The organism is Mariniphaga anaerophila (assembly GCF_900129025.1).
Lineage (GTDB): Bacteria > Bacteroidota > Bacteroidia > Bacteroidales > Prolixibacteraceae > Mariniphaga > Mariniphaga anaerophila.
Genome location: NZ_FQUM01000010.1, coordinates 67,806 through 92,998, shown reverse-complemented (window position 1 = coordinate 92,998; position 25,193 = coordinate 67,806). Strand labels below are relative to the sequence as shown.

The 25,193-nt window shown below is 41.7% G+C and carries 23 protein-coding genes; 11 read left to right on the top strand and 12 right to left on the bottom strand.

Features of this window, described 5'->3' with window-relative positions; genetic code table 11:
• Window positions 1-21: 21 nt before the first annotated feature.
• Both BUB08_RS17210 and BUB08_RS17205 read right to left on the bottom strand, forming a co-directional pair.
• A complete protein-coding gene (locus BUB08_RS17210) occupies window positions 22-903 on the bottom strand; it encodes a tetratricopeptide repeat protein (protein WP_139249774.1) in 882 nt (293 codons plus the stop codon).
• A gap of 249 nt (window positions 904-1,152) precedes the next feature.
• On the bottom strand, window positions 1,153-2,463 hold the full coding sequence (locus BUB08_RS17205; protein WP_073003153.1) for a sodium:proton antiporter: 1,311 nt from the start codon (window positions 2,461-2,463) through the stop codon (window positions 1,153-1,155).
• Between the two features lie 362 nt (window positions 2,464-2,825).
• Between BUB08_RS17205 and BUB08_RS17200 the strand changes: the two genes are divergently transcribed.
• Together BUB08_RS17200 and BUB08_RS17195 are read left to right on the top strand one after the other, a co-directional pair.
• The gene (locus tag BUB08_RS17200) at window positions 2,826-3,680 is read left to right on the top strand and encodes a Nif3-like dinuclear metal center hexameric protein (protein ID WP_083570833.1); all 855 of its coding nucleotides are present in this window, start codon (window positions 2,826-2,828) and stop codon (window positions 3,678-3,680) included.
• Window positions 3,681-3,692: 12 nt separating this feature from the next.
• On the top strand, window positions 3,693-5,039 hold the full coding sequence (locus BUB08_RS17195) for a GntP family permease (protein WP_073003151.1): 1,347 nt from the start codon (window positions 3,693-3,695) through the stop codon (window positions 5,037-5,039).
• 49 nt (window positions 5,040-5,088) lie between these two features.
• Here the strand turns inward: BUB08_RS17195 and BUB08_RS17190 are convergent, their stop codons facing one another.
• The 5 genes from BUB08_RS17190 to rpmB all read right to left on the bottom strand — a co-directional run bounded on the left by BUB08_RS17190 (window position 5,089) and on the right by rpmB (window position 7,933).
• On the bottom strand, window positions 5,089-5,862 hold the full coding sequence (locus BUB08_RS17190; RefSeq protein WP_073003150.1) for an SAM-dependent methyltransferase: 774 nt from the start codon (window positions 5,860-5,862) through the stop codon (window positions 5,089-5,091).
• Between the two features lie 378 nt (window positions 5,863-6,240).
• Entirely contained in the window at window positions 6,241-7,197 is a 957-nt protein-coding gene (ftsY, locus tag BUB08_RS17180) for a signal recognition particle-docking protein FtsY (RefSeq protein ID WP_073003148.1), read from the bottom strand.
• Window positions 7,198-7,323: 126 nt separating this feature from the next.
• On the bottom strand, window positions 7,324-7,479 hold the full coding sequence (locus BUB08_RS17175; protein WP_073003147.1) for a DUF4295 domain-containing protein: 156 nt from the start codon (window positions 7,477-7,479) through the stop codon (window positions 7,324-7,326).
• 11 nt (window positions 7,480-7,490) lie between these two features.
• Complete coding sequence (rpmG, locus tag BUB08_RS17170) at window positions 7,491-7,679, bottom strand: 50S ribosomal protein L33 (RefSeq protein ID WP_073003146.1); 189 nt, start codon at window positions 7,677-7,679, stop codon at window positions 7,491-7,493.
• Between the two features lie 11 nt (window positions 7,680-7,690).
• Window positions 7,691-7,933 carry a 50S ribosomal protein L28 gene (gene rpmB, locus BUB08_RS17165; RefSeq protein ID WP_073003145.1) on the bottom strand — a complete coding sequence of 81 codons (243 nt, stop codon included), beginning with the start codon at window positions 7,931-7,933 and terminating at the stop codon, window positions 7,691-7,693.
• Between the two features lie 339 nt (window positions 7,934-8,272).
• On the opposite strand from rpmB, the gene BUB08_RS17160 reads away from it, so the two are divergent.
• Window positions 8,273-8,755, top strand: a complete 483-nt coding sequence (locus tag BUB08_RS17160) for a DUF456 domain-containing protein (protein ID WP_073003181.1) — start codon at window positions 8,273-8,275, stop codon at window positions 8,753-8,755.
• Window positions 8,756-8,762: 7 nt separating this feature from the next.
• On the opposite strand, the gene BUB08_RS17155 is transcribed toward BUB08_RS17160, so the two are convergent.
• Window positions 8,763-9,716 (bottom strand): UDP-glucuronic acid decarboxylase family protein, encoded by a 954-nt coding sequence (locus BUB08_RS17155; RefSeq protein WP_073003144.1) that lies wholly within the window; start codon window positions 9,714-9,716, stop codon window positions 8,763-8,765.
• Window positions 9,717-9,719: 3 nt separating this feature from the next.
• Window positions 9,720-11,048, bottom strand: a complete 1,329-nt coding sequence (locus tag BUB08_RS17150) for a UDP-glucose dehydrogenase family protein (RefSeq protein ID WP_073003143.1) — start codon at window positions 11,046-11,048, stop codon at window positions 9,720-9,722.
• Window positions 11,049-11,283: 235 nt separating this feature from the next.
• Between BUB08_RS17150 and BUB08_RS17140 the strand changes: the two genes are divergently transcribed.
• Genes BUB08_RS17140 through BUB08_RS17125 form a run of 4 tightly spaced genes read left to right on the top strand, consistent with a single transcriptional unit; the run spans window position 11,284 to window position 15,587 of the window.
• Window positions 11,284-13,230, top strand: a complete 1,947-nt coding sequence (locus BUB08_RS17140) for an ATP-binding protein (RefSeq protein ID WP_073003141.1) — start codon at window positions 11,284-11,286, stop codon at window positions 13,228-13,230.
• 22 nt (window positions 13,231-13,252) lie between these two features.
• A complete protein-coding gene (locus BUB08_RS17135; RefSeq protein ID WP_073003140.1) occupies window positions 13,253-14,242 on the top strand; it encodes a CdaR family protein in 990 nt (329 codons plus the stop codon).
• 18 nt (window positions 14,243-14,260) lie between these two features.
• Window positions 14,261-14,863 (top strand): dephospho-CoA kinase, encoded by a 603-nt coding sequence (gene coaE, locus BUB08_RS17130; protein WP_073003139.1) that lies wholly within the window; start codon window positions 14,261-14,263, stop codon window positions 14,861-14,863.
• Window positions 14,847-15,587 carry a TerB family tellurite resistance protein gene (locus BUB08_RS17125; protein WP_073003138.1) on the top strand — a complete coding sequence of 247 codons (741 nt, stop codon included), beginning with the start codon at window positions 14,847-14,849 and terminating at the stop codon, window positions 15,585-15,587. The genes coaE and BUB08_RS17125 overlap by 17 nt, the downstream gene beginning before the upstream one ends.
• A 46-nt stretch (window positions 15,588-15,633) precedes the next feature.
• Here BUB08_RS17125 and BUB08_RS17120 read toward each other — a convergent pair whose 3' ends face one another.
• On the bottom strand, window positions 15,634-16,842 hold the full coding sequence (locus tag BUB08_RS17120) for an NAD(P)-dependent oxidoreductase (RefSeq protein ID WP_073003137.1): 1,209 nt from the start codon (window positions 16,840-16,842) through the stop codon (window positions 15,634-15,636).
• A gap of 176 nt (window positions 16,843-17,018) precedes the next feature.
• Here BUB08_RS17120 and BUB08_RS17115 point away from each other — a divergent pair, with 176 nt between their 5' ends.
• Together BUB08_RS17115 and yaaA are read left to right on the top strand one after the other, a co-directional pair.
• Window positions 17,019-19,382: a tetratricopeptide repeat protein gene (locus BUB08_RS17115; protein ID WP_073003136.1), complete on the top strand. Its 2,364-nt coding sequence runs from the start codon at window positions 17,019-17,021 to the stop codon at window positions 19,380-19,382.
• A gap of 59 nt (window positions 19,383-19,441) precedes the next feature.
• Window positions 19,442-20,209, top strand: a complete 768-nt coding sequence (gene yaaA, locus BUB08_RS17110) for a peroxide stress protein YaaA (protein ID WP_073003135.1) — start codon at window positions 19,442-19,444, stop codon at window positions 20,207-20,209.
• Between the two features lie 203 nt (window positions 20,210-20,412).
• Here the strand turns inward: yaaA and BUB08_RS17105 are convergent, their stop codons facing one another.
• A complete protein-coding gene (locus BUB08_RS17105; RefSeq protein WP_073003134.1) occupies window positions 20,413-21,603 on the bottom strand; it encodes an FprA family A-type flavoprotein in 1,191 nt (396 codons plus the stop codon).
• A 122-nt stretch (window positions 21,604-21,725) separates the two neighbouring features.
• On the opposite strand from BUB08_RS17105, the gene mltG reads away from it, so the two are divergent.
• Window positions 21,726-22,787 (top strand): endolytic transglycosylase MltG, encoded by a 1,062-nt coding sequence (gene mltG, locus BUB08_RS17100; protein ID WP_073003133.1) that lies wholly within the window; start codon window positions 21,726-21,728, stop codon window positions 22,785-22,787.
• Window positions 22,788-22,870: 83 nt separating this feature from the next.
• Window positions 22,871-24,286 carry a sialate O-acetylesterase gene (locus BUB08_RS17095; RefSeq protein WP_073003132.1) on the top strand — a complete coding sequence of 472 codons (1,416 nt, stop codon included), beginning with the start codon at window positions 22,871-22,873 and terminating at the stop codon, window positions 24,284-24,286.
• 96 nt (window positions 24,287-24,382) lie between these two features.
• Here BUB08_RS17095 and BUB08_RS17090 read toward each other — a convergent pair whose 3' ends face one another.
• Window positions 24,383-25,183 carry an HAD-IIA family hydrolase gene (locus tag BUB08_RS17090; protein ID WP_073003180.1) on the bottom strand — a complete coding sequence of 267 codons (801 nt, stop codon included), beginning with the start codon at window positions 25,181-25,183 and terminating at the stop codon, window positions 24,383-24,385.
• Between the last annotated feature and the right edge of the window lie 10 nt (window positions 25,184-25,193).

Sequence of the window (25,193 nt, the reverse complement as noted above, 5' to 3'; positions counted from 1 at the left end):
TGTTCAAAATTATCAAAACAGCTAATCCAAAAAATTTCGGTAATAAGCGGCTTTTTTCTCGTCGTTAAAACGCACGTAAATGTTCGACATGTAACCGGCATATTCTTTACGCGAATCGGGCCTCAGCTTCCACAACTTCTCAAAATACCCCAGCGATTTCTTAAAATCTGCAGTTACTTTATCGAGCTCCTTTAACAAAATACGATACTGGCTCCGGGTGCGATTCTTTTCGTAATTTGCCATTTCGGTCTGGTAGCGTTTTTCCGCGAAATGATAAATTTTGGGAGCAGTCCATTCCAGTGCCGGAACGTTTTCCGGGTTCACATTCAGCAAAGCAATGCTAACGGAATCACATAGCTGATCGTTTCCCTTTTCCCTGTTCAGCAAAAAATATTTTTCCAGGTTTTGCTCACTGCTTTTTTCTTCCTGCGACAAATCATCCCACGCCTCCAAGGCTTTTTCTTTCATGCCTGTTTCATCGTATATCGAAAAAAGCCTGTTGTTTATATTGGATGATTCGTTTTCAAAATTGGTCTTTAAAAACTCAAGTGCCGAAAGCTCTTTGGAAAGATTTCCCTGTTCCTGGTAAATACCGGCGAGGGTGGCGTACATTTCAGCATCGCCGTAGTTTTTGTAGCGAGCCTGGTCGAACCACTCAACTGCCAGCCCGGAGTCTCCGGCTTTCATGGCGGTTTGAGCAGCCCGGGCATACTCGGCTCCGTCCAATTCATTCATTCCCGGAAACTGAGCAAAGTACTCTTTCCAGGCTTTTGTTGCTTCCGTGTAATTTCCGCCACTCGCTGCCAACTCCGCATTTTCTTTATACGAAATCAGGTTTTTCGGGGCACCACAACTTACAATCACTAAAGCTAAAAGAAGAATTATCAAATTTTTGTTTCTCATTTTTCTGTTTTTCATGGCCGGCAAAACTATAAGATTAAAAACAAACTAAAATTGTTTTTTCTTTTTTTTAAGCGACGCTGTTGCTTTTTAACCTGTCTTAACATTGCTATTTTCCAAAACACATCAGGTTAAAATATAAAAACACCCCAAAGTGTTACCGTCAAACTATTACTCCAAACATAAAGTATAGAGCAAAAAAAATCGCCGGAAATTAATTCCCGACGATTTTCATTTATCTGTGTTCTTTTTCTACAGAAAAAGGTATTGTGTTAACACGTAAACGGGCAATAAAACAACTACTGAAAACTTAAAAATGTATGCGAAGAAACCCGGCATCTCAATCTTATTTTCTTCGGCAATTGCTTTTACCATAAAATTCGGACCGTTTCCAATATAAGTCATCGCTCCAAAAAATACAGCTCCCAGACTAATTGCTTTCAGGAAGATTTCGGGTATTCCGGCAACCAGGTTTGTGCTTCCAAGCTGATTGGCCATTCCCAGCGCCAAATTATGAAAAGATACTGCAGTCGGTGCGTTATCCAGGAAAGCGCTTAATCCTCCGGTTGCACTGTAGAAAAGCGCAGGAGAATCAATTCCAAATGACCCGGCATTTTCCCGCAGGTAAATTAACGCCGGAACCATGGTGATGAAAATTCCAAAGAAAAGGAAAGCTACTTCAATAATTGGAGTCCATGTAAAGTTATTAGAAACATAACGCATTGTTTTGTTGCTGGTTGTCAACGACAAAATAGCCATCGTCAGAATAACACCTTCGCGAATAAAAGCAAAGTAATGGTTATCATGAATTGCAGGAATAAATTGCTGATTAAGAAAAGCAACTGACAAAATTACGCCAATCAGAAAAACAAAGTTTAATTTTCCTTCTAACCGGATGGGCTCACGAACCGAACGATCTTTTGCAATTGCAGCAATTGGCTCTTTTGCATGGTAGTAACTATCAGTAATGAAAAAGAGTATCAGAAATGTCGAATTCACAAAAAGCCATGGCCAGAACAACTCAAAAAACCAGGTAAACGGCGCCCCCCTCAAATACAACAGAAAAAGCGGAGGATCGCCCAGCGGAGTTAACATACCACCTGCATTAGCCACAATGGCTATAAAAAACAGGATTGTATGCACTTTAAACTTCCGTTCTTCGTTGGTTCTGATGAGCGGGCGAATCAGCAACATTGCTGCTCCGGTAGTTCCCATAAACGATGCAAGCACTGCCCCGATAGCCAAAAACAAGGTATTGGTAATCGGTTTTGCTTCGATGTCGCCTTTCAGGTGAATGCCTCCTGTAATAACAAAAAGAGCACCCAACAGAATAATAAACGGGATGTAATCAAACAAAATTTGGTGCATCAACTCGTGTTGCAAACCACGGAGAATTAAAACAATTGATACCGGAATACCCAGCACAAGAGAAACAATTAATTTGTTTTTGTTTTTTTCCCACCAATGATTGAATAACAATGGCCCCACTGCAATAAACAGCAACATTACCAGGAATGGTAACGACATCCACAAGGGCATTGATTCAACAATTCCATGATTCATAATTATAAAAATTTGATTTTAAATTCAGGGTGCCGAATATAGACAATTTATTCTGAGAATAAACGACAAATTTATCTTTATTACCTTGATATGTATCAACATCGTGTAACTTTTGTCACAAACTTAACGTAGCCCCAAACCCGAAAAATTGATATCACGCTGTTCCAGTTAGAGTTTGCTGAAAAAGCTATGTTAAACAGCCTGCACAACCAGTATTTTTAACCTTTTCCGTGAAGATTTAACTTCTTCGTAATCGAAAAATCAATTACTTTTATAGCGAAATAGATTTTTTTTATGAAACGTGCAGGTATTTAACGTGTAAGTTTCAGTATCACAAACAAAAACAAACAATCAAAAAACGAATGAAAGCAAATATTTCAACCACATTTCTCTTGTTGATTCCCTTTTTTATGCATGCACAAAACCGGGAAATTACTCCGGAAGACGTTGTAACCCGGATAAAAGACCATGTTACCTGCAACTGGTCGGACGAAACAGTGGACACTTTTAAAGCAGGAAATCCCAAAACAAAAATAAACAGCATTACTGTGTGTATGTTTGCCGACATGCAGGTTTTAAAGAAGGCCGTTGAATTGGGGTCAAACTTTATAATTACGCACGAGCCGATATTTTACAATCATCTTGATGAAACCGGAAGTTACTCGAACGATCCGGTTTTCAACGAAAAAATGGAATTCATCAAAAAACACAACCTGGTAATTTTCAGGTTTCACGATCACATTCACAGAACAGACCCGGACGGAATCAGGGCGGGAATGATTCGCAAATTGGATCTGGAAAAATACTCGGATAATGGCTCCAGAACCTTTTTTCACCTCCCTGAACAAACGCTGGAAGATTATTCTGCAGAACTGAAAGAAAAGCTTAACCTGGAAACGGTAAGGATTATTGGCAACCCCGACATGAAGTTTACAAAGCTGGCAATTATGGCCGGCGCGCCGGGCGGACAGCGGCATATAGAAATGCTGGGAAACGACAAAATGGAAGTACTGCTTGCCGGCGAGGCACGCGAATGGGAAACGTACCTTTACATGAACGACGCAGTGCAACAGGGACGAAACAAAGCCATTATTTTTATTGGACACACCAAGTCTGAAGAAGCAGGAATGAAGTACTGTGCAGAGTGGCTCGAAAAATTTGTCACTGAAGTTCCGATTCATTTCATTGAGAATCAGCTTAATTTTAAAACGTTATAAATCCCCTGCGCAATGCCCGAAGGACTTTGGCTCATCTCGGTACTGTTGATTTCGGTTCTTTTTATAATTATTGGCACAACACGCCTGAAACTGCATCCGTTTATCGTTCTGCTGCTTGCATCATACGTGGCGGGCGCACTGGCCGGACTACCAATTGAAAACATTGCGGCTTCCATTGCCCGTGGCTTCGGGGACATCATGGCTTACATTGGCATCGTAATCGTTTTGGGAACTATCATCGGTACTGTTTTAGAAAAGTCAAACGCCGCCATAAAGCTTGCTGATATTGTATTGAAACTGGTAGGGAAACGTTATCCGGCGTTGGCCATGTCCATTATCGGATACATCGTTTCCATTCCTGTTTTTTGTGATTCGGCTTATGTAATTCTTTCTTCATTAAAAAAGTCACTGGTGCATCAAACCGGAAAACCTTCGGTTGCGCTTTCCATTGCACTTGCAACCGGGCTTTATGCCGCGCACACATTTGTGCCTCCTACTCCCGGGCCAATTGCTGCTGCCGGTAACCTCGGACTTAACGATCAGTTGGGACTGGTTATTCTGTTCGGGCTGGCGGTGGGGCTGGTCGCACTTTTTGCCGGTTATGCATGGGCATCGTTTGCCGGAAAAAAATTCACAACAACCGAAGACACAGAAACTCCCTCGGCTGAATTGCACGGCGCAATAAAACTGCCATCGGCAGCCAAAGCGCTGATGCCAATTCTGGTGCCGATTTTTCTCATCGCGCTTCGTTCTGTAGCCACTTATCCTTCAAAACCTTTAGGCGAAGGATTTTTTGTTTCATTCCTCAACTTTTCCGGACAACCGGTAAATGCTCTTCTTATCGGTTTTTTACTTTCATTCCTGCTGTTTCCTGCACTAAACAAAGAAACACTTACCGGCTGGATTGGCGATGGAATTAGCGCAGCAGCGCCAATTCTGCTTATTACCGGTGCAGGAGGAGCTTTTGGCGCCATCCTTAAAGAAACGCATATTGGTGAAACGTTGGGCAACATGCTGGCAGATTACCAACTGGGAATTTTTCTCCCTTTTATTATTGCAGCTGCTTTTAAAACAGCACAGGGGTCATCCACAGTGGCGCTGGTTGCAACATCGGCCCTTATTGCGCCGTTGCTTTCTTCCATTGGCCTGGATTCGTTAAATGGAAAAGTACTGGCTGTTATGGCAACCGGCGCCGGCGCCATGACCATCTCTCACGCCAACGACAGTTTCTTTTGGGTAGTGACTCAATTTTCAGGGATGGATGTAAAAACAGGATACAAAACACACACCGTTGCAACACTTATTCAGGGAGTTAGTGCAATGATTTTTATTTTCATTCTGAGCCTGTTTTTTGTATAATCAAAATGTTTTCAACCAAAAATCGAGAATACTGTTTTCCCCAGGGAGTTTAGTTTCTGGCCTTAATCACCATAGTTGCAACAACTATTTTATTTTCAAGGATATCATTTTCTACTTCCTGTTTTCTGATGTAGTCAAAAAACAATTGCTGCTTGTCAGGATGTTTTTCGGATAACTCCAGGCATCTTTTTTTCAATCTTTTGAAAATGCACTCGTCTTCCTCCACTAATTCTTTCCTCGGGAAAATACGCTGTTCAACAATCTCCATACCTGCCAGATGAATTTGCTCAAGCATCTCCTTTCTCTTAAACATTTGCGGATGACAGAATTCACTTTCATCACCGATGTATCCGTCATCTATTATAAAAATTCCTTTTCTATTGAGGCATCCGAATAAAGTAGTTAGCGTTTCATAATAGTTGCCAAATACAGGGCCAATTGCGCCAAGAACAACAACATCAAAACCAGATAAACTATTTACCCGTTTCCGGATATCACCCGCCTCAAACGTACAAAGATGCCTAACTTGATATTCCTGACTTTTTTGTTGTGCAACCGCAATAAACGCCTCCACTGCATCAATTCCCAGGCAACGACAACCAAGCTCTTTGGCTACACGTACAGAAACCGCACCTTTGCCGCAACCTAAGTCCAAAACATTCAAATCTGCACAATTACGAAAACGGCTGCTTATTAAGTCAATAATAACACCGGGGTCGGCTCCAATTTCCCAAATGTCTTGTAAAATGTAAGGCAAATAAGGAAAAAGCTTCTCATCATCGCCATCCATTGCCAATACAACACTTTCTTCTATTGTTTTCATCTGGTACAATATTCATTTTCGACAGTTCTTTCATTCGTTTTACATAAATATTTTATGCCACAAAAAGAAACGTCGAAACATTAGAACACAGAAAATTACAATAAAAAGTTCAATGTTATTGCGAACAAGCAAAAAATGAGAAACATGGTTGCCAGACAAAATGCAGATCCATTTTGTTTTTTTGAACAAAAAAATTATCGAGAGAAGGTACTCTGGCCAGTATTCAAGTAGTTGGCAGCTTTCACTTTTACGGGGCAATTATGCCCGCAAAATTTGCATGAAACTCCTTAATATGCAAATTCAACACAGTCGTAATTCCAACAACTGCGCGACCTACACAAAAAACAACGACAGGAAATTACCCCCCGGGAAAAAGTATTAGGATTCAGAAAACAGCGATTCAACAAACTCACGTCTTCTAAAAATCTGCAAATGCTCCATTTTCTCTCCAATGCCAATGTATTTCACCGGAATTTTAAACTGATCTGAAATGCCAATTACCACGCCTCCTTTTGCTGTTCCATCGAGTTTGGTAAGCGCCAAAGAAGTAACTTCAGTTGCTTTGGTAAACTGTTTGGCCTGTTCGAATGCATTCTGCCCGGTAGAGCCGTCTAAAATAAGCAAAACCTCGTGTGGTGCCCCCGGAACAATACGAGACATTACTTTTTTAATCTTAGACAATTCATTCATCAAATTTACTTTGTTGTGCAGACGCCCGGCAGTGTCAATAATTACCACATCGGCATTGTTGGCTTTGGCTGACGATACCGCATCGTACGCAACAGACGCGGGATCGGCTCCCATTTTCTGCTTCACAATAGGAACATCCACCCGTTCTGCCCATATTTCCAGTTGTTCGATGGCAGCAGCCCTGAAAGTATCGGCCGCTCCAAGGTAAACCTTTTTACCAGCCTGTTTAAATTGATGAGCCAGCTTACCAATGGTTGTGGTTTTTCCAACACCATTTACTCCCACAACCATAATAACGTATGGTTTTTCAGTTTCAGGAAGTTCAAAATCAGAAACATCTTCTGAGTTATTTTCCTCCAGCAATGCGGCAATCTCTTCCTTTAAAATTTGGTTCAATTCATCTACACCAAGGTATTTATCGCGCGAAACCCGTTCTTCGATGCGCCCAATTATTTTAAGGGTTGTTTCTACCCCCACGTCCGAAGTAATTAATACCTCTTCGAGGTTATCCAATACTTCGTCGTCTACCTTGGACTTGCCCACAACAGCACGCCCCAGTTTTTTAAAAACACTTTCCTTTGTTTTAGAAAGGCCTTTATCGAGATTATCTTTTTTGCTTTTGGTAAAACTTCCAAATATTCCCATTATTCAAAAAAATTTGTAGTGGCTAAAAGTAGCAATATTTTTCGGGTAACCGGGCATGTCGTGTTCCGAAACAAAAAAAGCTTTCACCGTTTGATGAAAGCTTTTTCTGTACATGCGTAATATTTTCTATTGTTTTTGAAAATAGTTTTTTACCTCGTCGTTGGTAATCACTTCTTCTTTAAAAACATATGCTCCGGTCACGGGTGATTTAACCATTTTAATCACTTTAGAATGGCCTTTACCGGCACCTTTTTGTAATGTTGCAACTGCTTTCTTTGCCATAACTCAAATGCTTATTTAATTTCTTTATGAACCGTAACTTTCTTCAAAATTGGGTTGTACTTTTTCATTTCCAACCTGTCAGGTGTATTTTTTCTGTTTTTGGTAGTAATGTACCGTGAAGTCCCCGGCATTCCGCTGTCTTTATGTTCGGTGCATTCCAAAATTACCTGAATCCTGTTGCCTTTACCTTTTTTAGCCATTGCTCAGTCCTTTAATTTTTTTCGATAAATCCTTTTTCTTTTGCTTCCTTAACGGCGGCTACCACACCTTTTTTATTGATGATACGAAGCCCGTGAGCTGATACAGTTAAAACAACCCAGCGATTTTCATCCGGAAGATAAAATTTCTTTCTGAACAGGTTAACGTTAAATTTCCTTTTAACCCTGCGTTTTGAGTGAGAAACATTGTTCCCAACCATTGCTCTTTTACCTGTTATTTGACAAACTTGTGACATTTTTATTATAATTTCTTGATGTACAAATAAACTCGTTACTTAAAACGGCTTGCAAAGAAAATACTTTTTTGATAAAAAATCAAACTGTTCTATAAGTTTTTAAGGAAACAATTAACATTGTCTTGTTAAAAACCCCGAAATCCTCGATTTCGATTGACTTCTGCGGTTTCAGAAAACAAAAATACAATAATTTCGTCTCCCTCAAAGAGCCTAAAAGCAGAAATGGCGAGGAGGAAAAAATATGGTCTTCATTTTCCACAACACACAAACACCATATTTCTTTACAAAAAAAATCAAATTTCTACGTTTATTTGCAACCAACAAATTAAAGTTGCAAAAATGGATTATGTATTAATAATATTCGGAGTATTATTCATAGTTGGTGGAATTCTCGGAGCAGTTTTGCCTGTTTTACCCGGGCCGCCACTTAGTTATATCGGATTACTCTTCCTTCATTTTACAGATAAGTATCAATTCTCGTCGCGTTTTTTAATCATTTGGGGCATTGTAACAGTTGCGGTGTATCTTCTCGATTATGCCATCCCGGCATGGGGCACCAAACGTTTTGGGGGGAGCAACAGAGGAGTTTGGGGAAGTATTATCGGACTGATCATCGGGCTGTTTTTCTTTCCTCCTTTAGGAATTATTATCGGCCCGTTTTTAGGTGCAGTTATTGGCGAACTCACTGCCGGAAAAGACTCGGCTGCAGCCATAAAATCAGGGTTTGGCTCATTCATCGGCTTTTTACTTGGCACTCTGATGAAGCTTGTTGTTTCAGGATTGATGGCCTGGCACTTCGGAAAAGAACTGTTCTTTAGTTAAAAAACAGTTACCTCCTCCCCTCCTCTATCAGCAACTTATCAAAATATTCAATGGTTCTTAATAACCCCTCGCGAAGCGGCACTTTGGGCTCCCACCCGTTCAGCTTTTCGTGGGCAAGCGAAATGTCAGGCTTCCGCTGCACCGGATCATCCTCCGGCAGAGGGAAATGCACTATTTTCGATTTTGACCCCGTAATATCAAGAATTTCCCGGGCAAGCTGCAACATGGTGAACTCTCCGGGATTTCCAATATTTATGGGGCCTGTAAAAGAATCGTCAGTATTCATCATTCGAACCATCCCTTCTACCAAATCGCTCACATACTGAAAACTGCGCGTCTGATTTCCGTCGCCAAAAATAGTGATATCCTTATTTTGCAAAGCCTGTACAATAAAATTGGAAACTACCCGGCCGTCGTTGGGTTCCATTTTGGGGCCGTAAGTATTAAAAATCCGAATAATTTTTATCCGCACATTGTTTTGATGATAGTAATTCATAAACAACGATTCGGCACAACGTTTCCCTTCATCATAACACGAACGAACACCAATCGGGTTAACATTTCCCCAGTAACTCTCGGGCTGGGGATGCACTTCCGGATCGCCATAAACTTCACTGGTAGAGGCCTGTAGAATTTTTGCCCTGGTGCGTTTGGCCAATCCCAGCATATTAATGGCGCCCATAACCGATGTTTTTATGGTTTTAATGGCGTTGTACTGGTAATGAACCGGCGACGCAGGACAGGCGAGGTTGTATATTTCGTCCACCTCAATGTAAAACGGCATGGTTACATCGTGTCGAATCAGTTCGAACCACGGATTGTTCATCAGGTGAACAATTTTCTGTTTTTTTCCCGTAAAATAATTATCAAGGCAAATGACTTCATTTCCCTGATTCAATAAATACTCGCAAAGATGAGAGCCAACAAAGCCGGCACCACCGGTAACCAAAATCCGTTTCATAGTTTAGTGTATTATTGATTTTCGTCCCACAGGATAATATGTAAATGCAAGTTCGTCAAGTTCTGCCAAGTCGTAAATATTCCTTCCGTCAAAAATCAGCTTGTTTTTCAGCAGTTTGCCCAGCACTTTAAAGTTCGGAATTCTGAACTCGGGCCATTCTGTAACCAGCAAAAGCGCATCGGCATCAATACAAGCTTCGTACTCGTCTTTTGCCAAAATAATTTTATCTCCCAAAATGCGTCTGGCTTCTTCCTTTGCCACCGGATCATAAGCCACAACCGTGGCTCCTGCCTCCAGCAGTTTCTCCACAATAACCAACGAAGGAGCTTCACGCATATCATCAGTTTTGGGTTTAAAAGCGAGTCCCCATATCGCAAATTTTCGTCCTTTTAACTCTCCGTCAAAGTGCTGTTTTACCTTATTAAACAGAATGGATTTCTGACGATCATTTACGGCTTCAACAGCCTTTAATATCTCCAGCGAATGCCCGTTTTCGTCGGCAGTTCGGATTAAGGCCTTTACATCTTTGGGAAAGCACGACCCGCCGTACCCGGTACCAGGGTACAAAAATTTGTTTCCAATGCGGGGATCAGAACCAATTCCTTTTCTAACCGCATCGATATCAGCGCCCAAAATTTCACACAAATTGGCGATATCATTAATAAAACTAATGCGGGTAGCCAGCATGGAGTTGGCAGCATATTTGGTCATCTCAGACGAAATGATATCCATAAACAAAATGGGATGTCCGTTTAACAAGAATGGTTTGTAGAGCCTTTTCATTACTGTTTGGGCTTTTTCAGAATCGGTACCAATTACGATTCTGTCGGGTCGCAAGAAATCCTGAACGGCACTACCTTCTTTCAAAAACTCGGGATTGGAAGCCACATCGAAACCTATATCAACTCCCCTCTTTTCGAGTTCTGCCTGAATGGCATTTTTTACCTTTACCGAAGTGCCAACAGGGACGGTACTTTTGGTTACTACAACCATATAATGATCCATGCTCCGCCCTATTTCGCCGGCCACTCCCAATACATATTTCAAATCAGCGCTTCCGTCTTCATCGGGAGGCGTTCCCACAGCAATAAATACAACGTCAGTATCCTTGAGGTTGCTTGCTAAATCTGTAGAAAACTGCAACCTGCCTTTTTCTACATTTCGCTTAAATATATCTTCAAGTCCGGGTTCGTAAATGGGGATTTGCCCATTATTCAGTTTTTCGATCTTTTGTTGGTTTACATCTACACAAACTACATCTACTCCGGTTTCAGCAAAGCAAGTTCCCGAAACCAACCCTACGTAACCTGTTCCTACAACTGCTATTTTCATTCAAAAATGATTTTCTTATTTTATTGAAAGGATTAATAGAATTCAAAAATATTACTTTTTTCACGGCTCTGCTCAAAATACAATTAAAAAACTACATTAATAATTTTCAGGCCCGAATACATCCGGGAATTAGAAAAATTAAGTATTTTCAACATGTCAAAAAGACAATTTACAGAGAGAGAGTATTACAAAATTCATTTTTTGAACCTGACAAAGAAATAATTAAGGGATAATTATGACCAAAAAAAATGTTAACAGGGAGACCCGGCAAGCACAAAAAGCAACTATCCAAAAGCACGAAAAAAAGAAAGCAGATACAAAACAGGCAGAAGCAAAAATTGAAGAAAAGAAAAAAGAAATTCTTTTGAATTTCATCTCGGAAACAATTATTTATCTGGATGAAGACGGTAAATTCCTGAATACTCCGATACACAATAATTCAATATTATTTAAAAAGTTTTCCCAAGCTGAAACATTAACCCTGCAAAATGCCTTTCAGGACAAGGAATCTGCAATTTTTACACGGGAGTTAAAAAAATGTTTGACATCGGGATTATCTGAATTTGAAATTACAAATGAAGGCGAAAAAAGTTATTACAAAGTACACCTGGAGAGGGTGGATACAGGAAAAGCACTGGCCATTATAAAAGATGTTACCGAAGCTCACTTATTAAAAAAAGAGCTGGAAGAAGCAAAAATCAATGCTGAAAATGCGTTGCGTTCTAAATCCGAATTTCTGGCCAACGTATCGCACGAAATACGAACCCCGCTAAATGCCATTCTGGGATTCAGTCAGTGGTTGTTCGAAAATGAAACAAACAACCAGCATCGGGAATATATTAATACCATTTTACATAGTGCTCGAAACCTGTTGAATCTTCTGAACGATATTCTGGATCTATCAAAAATCGAATCGGGGAAAATTAATGTTGATATCCACCCGATGAACTATCAGGAAGTAATTAATGACATAAAAATGGTTTTCCAGCAGAAAGTGGAAGACAAAAAGCTTTCCCTGAAAATTACGACTGACTCCAGCGTGCCCGATTTTGTGTTAATGGACGAACTGCGGTTTTACCAAATCGTTTTTAATTTGGTAAGCAACGCCATAAAATTCACAGACAAGGGGCATATTCATATTTCTGCCCACGCGGCCAAAGCACGGAAGAAAAACAGAGTAAACCTGGTGCTTTCGGTTGAAGACACAGGGATTGGCATTAAAACCGCCCAACAAAAAAATATTTTTGACTCGTTTACCCAGCAACCCGGACAGACCAACAAAACCTACGAAGGAACCGGGTTGGGACTGGCCATTGTCAACGGATTGCTAAAAAAGCTTAACGGTACAATTAAGTTATCGAGTAAGCAGGGAAAAGGTTCGGTATTTACAGTAACTCTTTTCGATGTTGAAGTAGATCATTCCGATAATTCGCGCGTGGAACCGGTTCGCGACGGCGCAGCAATGAAACTGGCTCCGTGTACCATTATGATAACAGACGACATAAAATATAACATAATGGTTTTAAAGCAACTGATAGGCTCTGAAAATGTAAGATTTATTGAGGCAAACGACGGGACGGATGCGTTGGCTAAATTAAAAACAGAAAAGCCCGACCTCATTTTTATGGACATCCGCATGCCCGGAATCAGTGGTTTTGATGCTGCCGAACTGATAAAACAGGACAAAGATCTGAATCACATTCCCGTAATTGCATTTACCGCGTCAACCATAAAAGACCACAACACCCGTATAAACGAGCTGTTCGACGGATTCCTGCAAAAACCTGTCTTCAAAAAAGATCTGAATGCTTTGCTTAAACGTTTTCTGAAATTCAGCTACATCGAAGAAAATATTCCCAAGAATACTGCTTCTGAAAAACAAATAAAAATTCAGGGTGAGTGTCAGAATAACTTGCAAAACGTCCTAAAAGAGTCGCGTGATGTTTTTATGGAAAAATGGGAATACATAAAAGACAATCTGATCATTTTCGAAATAGAGCATTTTAAAGAAGAACTGGAAAAAATGGCTTCCAGGTATTCCTGCAGCCCTGTATTAAATTACTGTTCAGAGCTGGATAATGGATTAAAAGCATTTGACATTCAAATAATTAAACACAAACTAGGTGAATTTCCTGATTTAATTGGCAAACTTGAAAGTTATAATCAAAAAATGATTCATTAATTTTGGGGTTTGAAATTGTCAGATGAATAAAAAAATCACGGAAATATTAACATTCTTCAACCGCGAAAAGTTACGAAACGACAAGCGGATTGTAGTGTTTGCGATCTGCCTGCTCATTGCAACTTCGCTGTGGTTTTTAAATGCGCTGAATAAAGATTATACCACAGAGCTAACCTACTCGGTAAAATATGTAAATCCGCCAAAAAATTTATTTCTGGCCAATACTCCGCCCACAAAAATAGATCTGAATGTTCAGGCACACGGTTTTACCCTGCTTCGGCACAAGTTGGCATTCTCGTTTTCGCCCGTAATTTTAGATCTTTCGGCAATCAGCCAGTCTATGGGAGGCGCTTCAAACGAGTATAAAGTTCCGTCGGAAATACTGATCCGCCGGATAAGCGACCAGGTAAGTAAAGAAATCAGTATTAATGCTGTTTCGCCCCAAACCATTACGCTGGTTTTCGACAGCATGCAAATTAAAAAACTGCCGGTTTTACCTAAAGTTTCACTTGAATTTGAACAGCAGTTTTTCTTAAAAGGAGTTGTAACAGCTACTCCCGACAGTATTGAAATTGCAGGGCCGGCTGCTCTGTTGGACACGCTGACAGTGTTGCCTACCGAAGCCAGAGATTTTAAAGAGGTAAACAAAAGTCTGGAAAAAATAGTCCCGATCATTTTTCCTCAAAACACAAAAGTATCTCCCGAAAAAGTGACAATTTCCATCCCGGTTGAAAAATTCACCGAGAAAAAACTTACAATCCCCATCCAGGGGAACAATGTGCCCCAGGGAGTTGACTTAAAACTATTTCCGCCACAAATTACCGTAACCGTAATGGTTGGTTTAAATGAATACGAAAACGTTTCGCCACACGATTTTACGGCAAGCGTAGATTACCAACAGGCACTCTCCGGAAACAATGCGCTGGACGTTTCTGTTAAAACAGGCCAGTCGTTTATTCAACTCATAAAAGTTGTCCCCGCCTCGGTTGAGTATTTAATCGAAACGGAATAATTCAAAAAAACAAAAAAAATGACTTTAGCGGTTGGCATAACAGGAGGAATCGGCAGCGGCAAATCTACTGTTTGTAACGTTTTCAGAGTACTTGGCGTTCCTGTTTTCGAAGCAGATGCTGTGGCCAAAAGTTTATACAATACCAACAAACCAATCAAAAGCGGATTGATTCACCTGTTTGGAGAAAGCATTTACACACCAGATGGCAACCTTGACCGAAAAAAACTTGCTTCAGAAATTTTCAATAACGATATTCAGCTGGCAAAAGTAAACGAATTGGTACATCCCGTTGTTCGTAAAGAATTTGAAAATTGGATTAATATGCAGCAAAATGCGCCATACATTATCCATGAAGCGGCAATTCTGTTCGAAAGCGGTTTATATAGAATGATGGACTTTACGTTATTGGTTACTGCGCCGGAAGAACAGCGCGTAGCAAGGGTTATGGCTCGCGACAATGCTACCGAAGAAATGGTACACGAACGCATGGCAAAACAATGGAGCGAAGAAAAGAAAAAACCACTTGCCAGTAAGATACTGGTTAACGACAATAAAAATTTGATAATTCCTGAAATCATTCAGATAGATAGAAATTTAAAAGAATATGGCAAAATTTGGTAAATGGATTGGCGGAGGACTGGGATGGGCAGTTGGCGGTCCCATCGGAGCAATTTTTGGGTTTATGATTGGTTCCGTTATTGACGGAAGCTCTGCTCAAATACAGCCCGGACCGGGACGAACAACCGGTTATTCCGGGCGCACAACTGCCGGCGGATATGTTATGAGCCTTCTGGTTTTAGTAGCTGCCGTAATGAAAGCCGACGGGAAAGTAATGAAGTCAGAACTGGATTATGTCAAAAAATTTATGGTGCAAAACTTTGGCGAAGCATCTGCACACGAAGCTGTAAAAATGCTTCGCGATTTGCTGAAACAAACCATTCCGGTTAACGAAGTATGCCGACAAATTAAACAGAACATGAATTACTCGGCACGCTTGCAGTTGCTTCATTTTCTGTTTGGAATTGCAAATGCCGACGCACATGTAGACGAAAACGAACGCAAATTAATAGAACACATTGCAGGGGAGATGGGAATTGGCAACAGCGATTTTGAATCTATTCAGGCCATGTTTGTAAGGAATATTAATGCCGATTACAAAATTCTTGAAATTGAGCCTACTGCTTCCGACGAGGAGATAAAAAAATCGTACCGCCGGATGGCCATGAAATATCACCCGGATAAAGTTAGCCACCTGGGCGAAGATTTCCAGAAAGCGGCCAAAGAAAAATTTCAGATGGTAAACCAGGCCTACGAAAACATTAAAAAAGAAAGGAAAATCGCCTGAGTTCCGATGCGGTAAAAGTTTTCGAAAAAACGAAAACAAACAGTTTTTACTGTCCCGAAACAAAATCCTGCAAATAGGAAAACTGTTGCGTCAGCTTTCCTCCTTTTGTAACAGAGGCTCTCTTTATAATTCCTTCGGAATCATCACCAAATAAAGCAGGAAAAACTTTGCCAATCAGGTTCCGGCCAAAATCAAGTGACGCATCCTTCGGTAATTCGTTGGGCAAATTATCAACAGCCTGTACCGTAATGTGTTCGTCCGAAGAAAACGGCCGCTCCATAGCCCCGGTATGCGGATTGTAATCGTAAAATGGATCTGCTACCGTTGATGCCCTTTTTGTTGTTGGAATAGACCCCTCAATATCGCACGTTATATCGGAAATTACCTCAATACTGAATTCGTCATTTTTTGCGTCGGCTGCGGTAAAAAGTACCGGCGCTTTGGGATCCCAGTATGCTGCGGCAATCAGCAAATCGGTTGAAGCGGCAAAAGGCAAAAATGCATTATCATACATTTCCGGATGTTCAAAAAAATGCTTCAAGTCAAAAGGATTTCCATCTTTGCGCTTCACATAATGCTGAGGAAGCAACTGGCAATAAACCGGTTCGTTTAGTTGTTGCGCCGCCAGATATTCGTTAGGCTGCAATTGCCGAATTTTCATAAACTCCAAAACCTCCAGCACACCGCCTGCAACCCGCCCGTTTCCGGTAAAAGCAATCTTTACCGGGGGAAGCTGAATGCGCTCCAACTGATACAGCATTTCCTCCAGCCCGTCGCACTGATGAGCCGGTTTCAAATCGAATTGTTTCATTCTTAGTCCCAGCGCGCGCAATCCGTTGTACGTACCCACCAATCCGGCAAACCGTCCAAAACCGATAATCCGCATATTGTTTTCGTCAGTCAGCACTTCGTAGTCAACCAGCTGAATTTTTTTCTGCAGAATTGTTTGCAGCAGCTTTCGGTTATACTCCTGCTTTTTTATGGTATGCGAAAAGAAAAAATAGATCTTTCCCGGAATTAAATCGTCAACAATCACTTCTTTTACGCCCATCAACACATCGCAATCCGAAACATCTTCCTGCACCGGAATCCCTTTCTCCCGGTACTCTTCATCGCTAAAACACCTCACGTCGCTAGTCTGAACGAGCACCCGAACTCCCGGAAATTTTTTCTGCACCTCAACACATTGTTCCGGTGTTAGCGGCACCCGATTATCGGCAGGGGTTTTTCCTTCGCGTAAAATTCCGAGTTTCATAGAGCTGATTTTTTCGTTTCCAGCTAAAATAGTACAATTATTTTATTTAGCTCGTGAATTGCCTGCCCGACGGAGAAAACAGAGCATATTCCAGCGCCTTTTTTTTCATTTCACCGGGTAAATTATATTCATTCTTCTTAAAATTATCCCAATATTTGTGGTGTAAAACAAAAATTATGGGAGCCAAAAATTTAATACTGATAACGATAGCATCATTTCTTTTTGCAGCAACTTCTTGCGTTCAGCGCAGTAAACAAGAGGTAGCAGACGACGGTTTTTCCGGCTCAGAAAGTTGCATACAATGCCACGAAAGGTTTTACGAATTGTGGGCGCCCTCTTTTCACGGAAAGGCTATGCAACCGGTAAATGCTGGCTTTGTAAAAGAATACGCGTTGCCCGAAAGCGGGCCGATGACAATTGAGGAAAAATCCTATGAAATTGTTTACGAAGACTCATCGATGGTGATGACAGAAAAGAAGGACGATGAGCTGCTGAGAAAATATACACTGCAGTGGTCACTGGGCGGAAGAAATGTTTTCACTTTTCTGGCTCCGCTGGAAAAAGGGAAACTGCAAACCATTCCAATGGCATACGACATGAATCGCAAAAGCTGGTTCAACTACCCGGAATCGGCCGTCCGCCATTTTGTTGATCAGGAACAAAACGACGAGGCTCTTCCCTGGAAAGATAGGATGTACACATTTAATACAGGTTGTTACAATTGCCATGTGAGCCAGTTGAGTTCGAACTTCGATTTGGCCACAGACACCTACAAAACCACCTGGAAAGAGGCCGGCATTAACTGCGAAACCTGCCATGGCCCGAGTGCAGAACACGTGCGCGTTTGCATGGAAGCAGAAGAAGGAACTGTGCCCGACGATTTAAAAATTATTATAACCAGTACATTTACGCAGGAGCAGCATAATTCTTCGTGCTCAACCTGCCATGCCAAAGGCAACCCCATTACAGAAAGCTACATGCCGGGCGAGTTGTATTTCGACCATTTCAACCTGGCAACACTTGAAGACCAGGATTTTTACCCCGACGGACGCGACCTTGGCGAGAACTACACGCTCACCGGATGGAAAATGAACGCCTGCGTTACAAAAAGCGAACTGCATTGCGTAACCTGCCACACATCCAGCGGAAGAAACCGTTTTAAAGAAACGCCGAATAAAGCATGTACTTCGTGCCATAGCGACAAAGTTGAAGGACTTGTTGCGCACACCATGCACCAACCCGACAGCCCGGGTTCATTGTGTGTGAACTGCCACGCCCCCAGTCGCGAATTTGTGGGGCATTTCATTCGCAGCGATCACTCGTTTAGGCCACCCATGCCTGAAGCAACCATTAAGTTTGGTTCACCAAATGCATGCAACCAATGCCACACCGACAAAACGCCGCAGTGGGCCAACAATATTGTTAAAATGCGCCCCAACGGCAATTACCAAAACGAAACGCTTTACTGGGCACAACTCATTAAAGAAGCGCGGGAAAACAACTGGACCCGACTTGACGAAATGCTCAAAATAGTCCAGGAAAATAAATACAACGAAGTAGTGGTTACTTCATTCATTCGCATGCTGGTAAACTGCCCCGATGAAAGAAAATGGGAAACCTTGCTGGCTGCAATCAAAGAGAACCCGTCTCCGCTGGCAAGAGCAGCTGCCGCCACTTCTTTAGGCGGAAATCTTTCAGAAAAAGCAAAGAATGCACTTGTGGCAGCTGCCGCAGATGAGTTTCGGCTGGTACGTGTTTCGGCTGCCGCATCGCTGGCAACGTTCAACGAAAGTCAGTTTTCTGAAGCCGACAAAAATATAGTAGCAAAAGCTACCGACGAATATTTAAAATCGATGGTGGCCCGTCCGGACGACTGGAGTTCGTATTACAACCTCGGAATATATCACCAAAACCAGGGAGATGCACACAAAGCGCTTGAATCGTACGAAACAGCTTCGCGGTTGTATCCGGAATCGTTGATGCCGTTTATCAACAGCAGTGTGTTGTATTCCTACGTTGGCAATCAGGCCAAAGCCGAAGAAAACCTAAAAAAGGCGCTGGAAGTTGATCCCGGCAACGAAGCTGCCAGCCTCAATCTCGGACTTTTGCTTGCCGAACAAGGCAAAACCGACGAAGCAGAAAAGGCACTTCTCACTGCATTGGAAGCCAACCCCAAACAAGCAGTGGCGGCATACAACCTTAGCGTAATTGTTTCTCAACGGAACATGGACAAAGCAGTTCAATATGCCACAATTGCCGCTCAAGCCCGTCCAGACGAACCCAAATATGCTTACACACTTGCCTACTATCAATTGGAGAACAACCAAAAAGCCACGGCGGAAAAAACCCTGAAAAAATTGATTGCCGACCATCCGCTTTACTTGAATGCAGTAAGTTTTCTGGCTGAAATTTATACGCGTGACGGCCGGATTAAAGATGTTCGGGCATTGTACGAAAAAGCACTAAAAACGGAGGGAATTTCGGCACAGGATAAAAGTGCAATTCAACAGGCACTGGCTGCAATTAACAGGCAGGGATAACCAAATTGTTTTAAACATTTGGGCAATAAAACCGTTTACTTCAAAAAGAAAAATAAGTTATGCTCGTTATAATATCGCCGGCAAAATCGTTGGATTTCAAACAAAAGCCAACTACATCGGAATTTACTGTTCCCGAGTTTTTAATTGAATCTGAAAAACTGATTGACAAACTTCGTAAAACCAGTGCCAAAAAGCTTTCTGAGCTGATGGGAATATCTGCAAACCTCGGGAATTTAAATTTCGAAAGGTATCAAATGTGGCATTTGCCATTCACTCCGGAAAATGCAAAGCAGGCCGTACTGGCTTTTAACGGAGATGTTTATTCCGGCCTGGATGCGACATCCCTCCCGGAAGAGAAATTAAAGGCGGCACAGCAGAAATTACGCATCCTCTCGGGTCTTTACGGTGTATTAAAACCGCTTGACCTGATACAACCTTACCGCCTCGAAATGGGAACAAAGCTAAACATTGGGAAAGCCAAAGACTTGTACTCGTTCTGGGGCGACAAAATCACGGCAAAAATACAGGAAGCTGTTGATGAATCGGGAACTAAAACATTGGTAAATCTGGCTTCCAACGAGTATTACAAAAGTGTCAACACAAAAAAACTGAATGCGGAGATTGTCACCCCTGCTTTTAAAGACATGAAAAACGGGCAATACAAAATGATTTCGTTTTATGCAAAGAAGGCGCGCGGACTAATGACCCGCTTCATACTGGAAAACAGCATCGAAAATGCAGATGACCTGCAAGCCTTTGATGTTGACGGATACGTATTCAACCCGCGGCTGTCTTCACCCGGGAATCCGGTATTTACGAGGGGGTAATGTTTTAACCGACTCGTTTTTTCAATGCTGTCAAGCCTTACGACGTTGACAGGTTGTCGACTTGTCAGCGGGTGTAGCTCCTGACAACGTCATAATACAAATGCAACCGTTAAAACATTATCACAACAACAAAGCACTAAAAAAAACAAACCCGGCAGAAATTAAATCCTGACGGGTTTTATATTATATTTTCAGCAGAAACACTATTCAGCCTGCAACTTGTCGGCCATTGCATCAGCCAGTTTAAGTAACTGCTCTTTATTGTCTTTTTTCAAAGTACCTTTTTCTTCTACCGGGTCGTACACCAACTCCCACTTAATTCGTTCAGCAAACAACTTTAAATTTTTCACACCGCCGCCGTTCCACGAAAAGTTACCAAATATTCCGAGGTAATGATTTTTGGGTGCCAGGTGCTCAATGGTGGAAATCACTGATTCTACATTAGGAAACAGCGTATTGTTGTATGCCGGGCTTCCAACAATAAATCCTTTGTATTTGAACACATCGTTCACAATATAAGATGCGTGTGTTTTGGAAGCATCGTAGATACGAATGTTTTTAATACCGCGTTCAGCAAGCCTGCGAGCAATCACTTCGGCCATTTTTTCGGTATGTCCGTACATCGATCCGAAAACAATCACCACGCCGTCATCCAAAGTGTACGAACTCCATTTTTCATACCGCGAAAGAATCCAGTCCAGGTTAGTGCGCCAAACCGGGCCGTGTGTTGCGCCAATCATTTTAATTTCAAACGGAGCCAGCTTTTTAAGTGCACGCTGGGTATGCGGACAATACTTTCCAACTATATTGGTAAAGTAACGCATGGATTCTTCTTCGTAAAAATCGAGGTTAATCTCATCATCGAAAATACCACCGTCAAGCGTTCCGAAACTGCCAAACGCATCGCCCGAGAAAAGTATTTTCTGGGTTTCTTCGTAAGTCACCATTGTTTCGGGCCAGTGCACCATCGGAATAGTTTGAAACTGCAGCCTGTGTTTGCCAAGTTCCAGTACATAATCGTCGTGCACCATCAGCAAATGCTCCGGTTCCATGTAGAAATTTTCCACAAAACCGAAGGTCTTTTTATTTCCAACCAGGGTAATTTCCGGATATTTTTGCACGATGGCTCTTAAAGCTCCCGAGTGGTCGGGCTCCATGTGGTTAATTACCAGATAATCTATTTTTCTGTCACCAATAATTTCTTCGATACTTTCGAGGTATTCGTCGATAAACGAACGTTCAACCGTATCAATCAACGCAATCTTTTCATCAACGATAATGTATGAGTTGTATGAAATACCATGAGGGATTGGCCAGATGTTCTCAAATAAATGAGTACGACGGTCGTTATAACCTAAAAAATAAATGTCTTCAGAAAGATTTACATATTGCATCGGTACTGTTTTTACGTTTTGTCGCGAATTTAAGTAATTTACAAGGATAGTCGGGGGAAAAAGCTTTCAAAAACAGCAAACATTAAAAATGTCTTATCTTTGGACAATTCAACAAATTACTTATGACCATCGAGAAAAAAAGCAGACTCATGTTATTTCCCCGGGTGGGAAAAATTATTATCATATTTTTTGCCATTGCATTTATTGTTACCGGGTTAATCGGGTACCAGCGTTACATGTATATTTTCAAAGAAAACGTAAAAACAGAAAAAGCGTTTATTATTCCGGAAGACGCCACTTTCAACCAGGTTCTGGATAGTTTGAAGACCAACGACATTCTTCTCGATTACAAAGCGTTTATGTGGGTATCGAAAAAGAAAAAGTATCCGGAGATGATAAAACCGGGACGGTACCAGTTTAACAAAGGAATGAACACCAACCAGGTTGTAAACAAATTGCGTTCGGGCGAACAGACTCCGCTTAACGTAACGTTTAACAATGCACGTTTTAAGCAGGATTTGGCCGGCAAAGTCAGTCGTTACATTGAGGCCGATTCGCTTTCGATACTCCAATTGTTTGACGATGAAAAAAAAATTGAGGAGTTTGGGTTTACGCACGAAACGTTTAAGGCAATGTTTATTCCCAACACCTACGAATTTTACTGGACCACATCTGCAGACCAATTTGCCCATCGCATGAAACGCGAATACGACAAATTCTGGAATGAATCCCGCCTAAAAAAAGCCGAGGATATCGGTCTTTCTCCGGTTGAAGTAATAACACTGGCGTCTATTGTTCAGGAAGAAACGGTAAAAAACGATGAATTGCCACGTGTTGCCGGGCTGTACATAAACCGGCTAAAACGCGGAATGCTTTTACAGGCCGATCCTACCGTAAAATTTGCAGTTGGCGATTTCTCGCTCCGGAGAATTCTGAACGCACACCTCGAAATTGACTCGCCATACAACACTTATAAAAACCCGGGATTGCCGCCTGCACCGATTAATTTCCCTGAAGTATCGGCCATTGATGCAGTATTAAATTTCGAAAAAAACGATTTTTTGTACATGGTTGCCCGCGAAGACTTTTCGGGGTATCACAATTTTTCTAAAACACTAAGCCAACACAACCGCTACGCAGCACGCTACCGGCAAGCATTAAACCAGAAAAAAATCTGGAAATAATTTTTCGGCCCCCGAAAATACAGGGGCACACATTTACTATATTTGCTAATCGATTTTTTATTTTCAAATAAACTTAATGAATAATGAAACACTATTTTTCTACCCTCACTTTTCTGATTTTTATTTTCGTTACAACAGGTATTCAAGCTGAAATAAAACTACCTGCCATTTTTGGCGACAACATGGTACTTCAGCAACAAACAGAAGCCGCCATCTGGGGAAAATCGGAAAAGAACAAAACAGTAAAAGTTACCACCTCGTGGAACAAAAAAAACTACTCAACCAAAGCCGACAACGAAGGAAACTGGAAAGTAAAAGTGCAAACGCCAAACGCAGGCGGGCCTTATTCCATAACTATTTCAGACGGGAAATCGCTAACCCTAAAAAATGTATTAATTGGCGAAGTGTGGGTTTGCTCCGGGCAATCGAATATGCAAATGACCATGAGCGGCTACTTTAACCAGCCGGTAACAGGGGCAAACCAGGCAATTGCTACTTCCCGAAATGAAAAAATAAGACTGTTTACCGTGAAGCACGAAAAAAGCCTTGAACAGCAATACAATTTCTCTGGGGACTGGCAGGAATGTCTGCCGGAAAACGTAGCACAATTTAGTGCTGCTGCCTACTTTTTTGGCGAAATGATTAATGAGACACTGGGCGTGCCGGTAGGATTAATCTGTTCGAGCTGGGGCGGAACACGCATTGAGCCCTGGATAAGCGAAAACGGATTTGGCAACTTCGACTGGGTCAATCTTCCGGATAAAAACAGCAAAGAAGAATTTAATCAGCAGGTTCCAACAGTGCTGTACAACGCAATGATTGCACCAATGGTCGGATACTCTATCCGCGGTGGTTTGTGGTACCAGGGCGAAGCCAACAGAAATCAGCCCAAAGAGTACGAAAAACTAATGTCCGGGCTAATTGACAACTGGCGGAATGAATGGGGAATTGGCGATTTCTCGTTTTACTACGTACAAATTGCACCGTTTAATTATGGACCAAACAGCTTAAATTCAGCATTTCTGCGCGAAGCACAATTTAAAGCGTCAACTGCCATTCAGAATATCGGAATGGCTTGTGCCATGGATGTGGGTGAAGAATTTTGCATTCACCCGGCCAATAAAAAAGTTGTGGGCGAACGCCTGGCATACCTGGCTCTGGCAAATACCTACGGAATGAAAGGAGTAGAATACTCAGGCCCGGTACTTAAAGAGATGACTGTGGAAGGAAGTTTGGTAAAACTTACGTTTGACCATGCAAAAAACGGACTGACCACTTTCGGAAAAGAGTTGAAAAACTTTAAAGTTGCCGGGGAAGACAAAAGGTTTGTTCCGGCCACCGCACACATAACCCGAAAGGGAATTACCCTCTCCTCCCCGCTTGTTGAAAAACCTGTTGCGGTTCGTTATGCATTCGACGATTTTGTGATTGGCGAATTGTTTAATACCGAAGGATTGCCGGCTTCGTCTTTCAGAACAGACGACTGGGAAATGAAATAGACTTTCGAAAAAAGTAGAAACAAAAAAATGTCATTTTACACGTTACACTTGTTAAAGAAACGCGTGAAATGACATTTTTTCTGAGCAAAAGAAAAACTATTTGTAATTCTTCACAATTTCGTTTACACCCTGTATTACATAATGAGGGTGATATGCAAATTCATCGATGGTTTTTTCAGTTGAGATACCCGACAGTACCAGGCAGGTGTCAATTTCCGCTTCAATTCCAGCAACAATATCCGTATCCATACGATCACCTATTATAATGGTATCTTCACGTTTTACACCAAGTCTTTTCAGGGCAATTCGCATCATCAACGGATTTGGTTTGCCTACAAAATACGCCTGTTTTCCGGTGGCCAGTTCAATTGGCGAAATAAGTGCCTTGGTTGCCGGAGAAATTCCGTTTTCTTTTGGGCCGGTCAGATCCGGATTTGTACCCACCAGTCTTGCTCCGTGGTTTACAAGGTTAACAGCTTTTTCAATTACCTCGTAACTGTACGATCTGGCTTCTCCCATCACCACGTAATCTGGGTCGATGTTGTTGCTTGAATAACCGGCGTTGTACAAGGCGTTAATCAGCCCGGCTTCACCAATAATATATGCACTGCCGTTTGCTTTCTGGCTTTGCAGAAAAGCAGCAGTTGCCAGGGCGCTGGTATAAAAATGCTCGGGGCCGACATCCAGTCCCATGCGGAACAACTTTCCCTGCAGCTCTTTAATGGTTCGCTCGCTGGAGTTAGTCAGAAAAACGAATTTTTTGTTTTCACTTTTTAACCAGGATACAAACTCCTTTACCCCGTCGAGTATTTTATCGCCGTGATAAATTACTCCGTCCATGTCGCAGATAAAACCGGACTTGTTCCTTATCTTATCAATTATCGATTTTTTTACCATCTCCATTTTT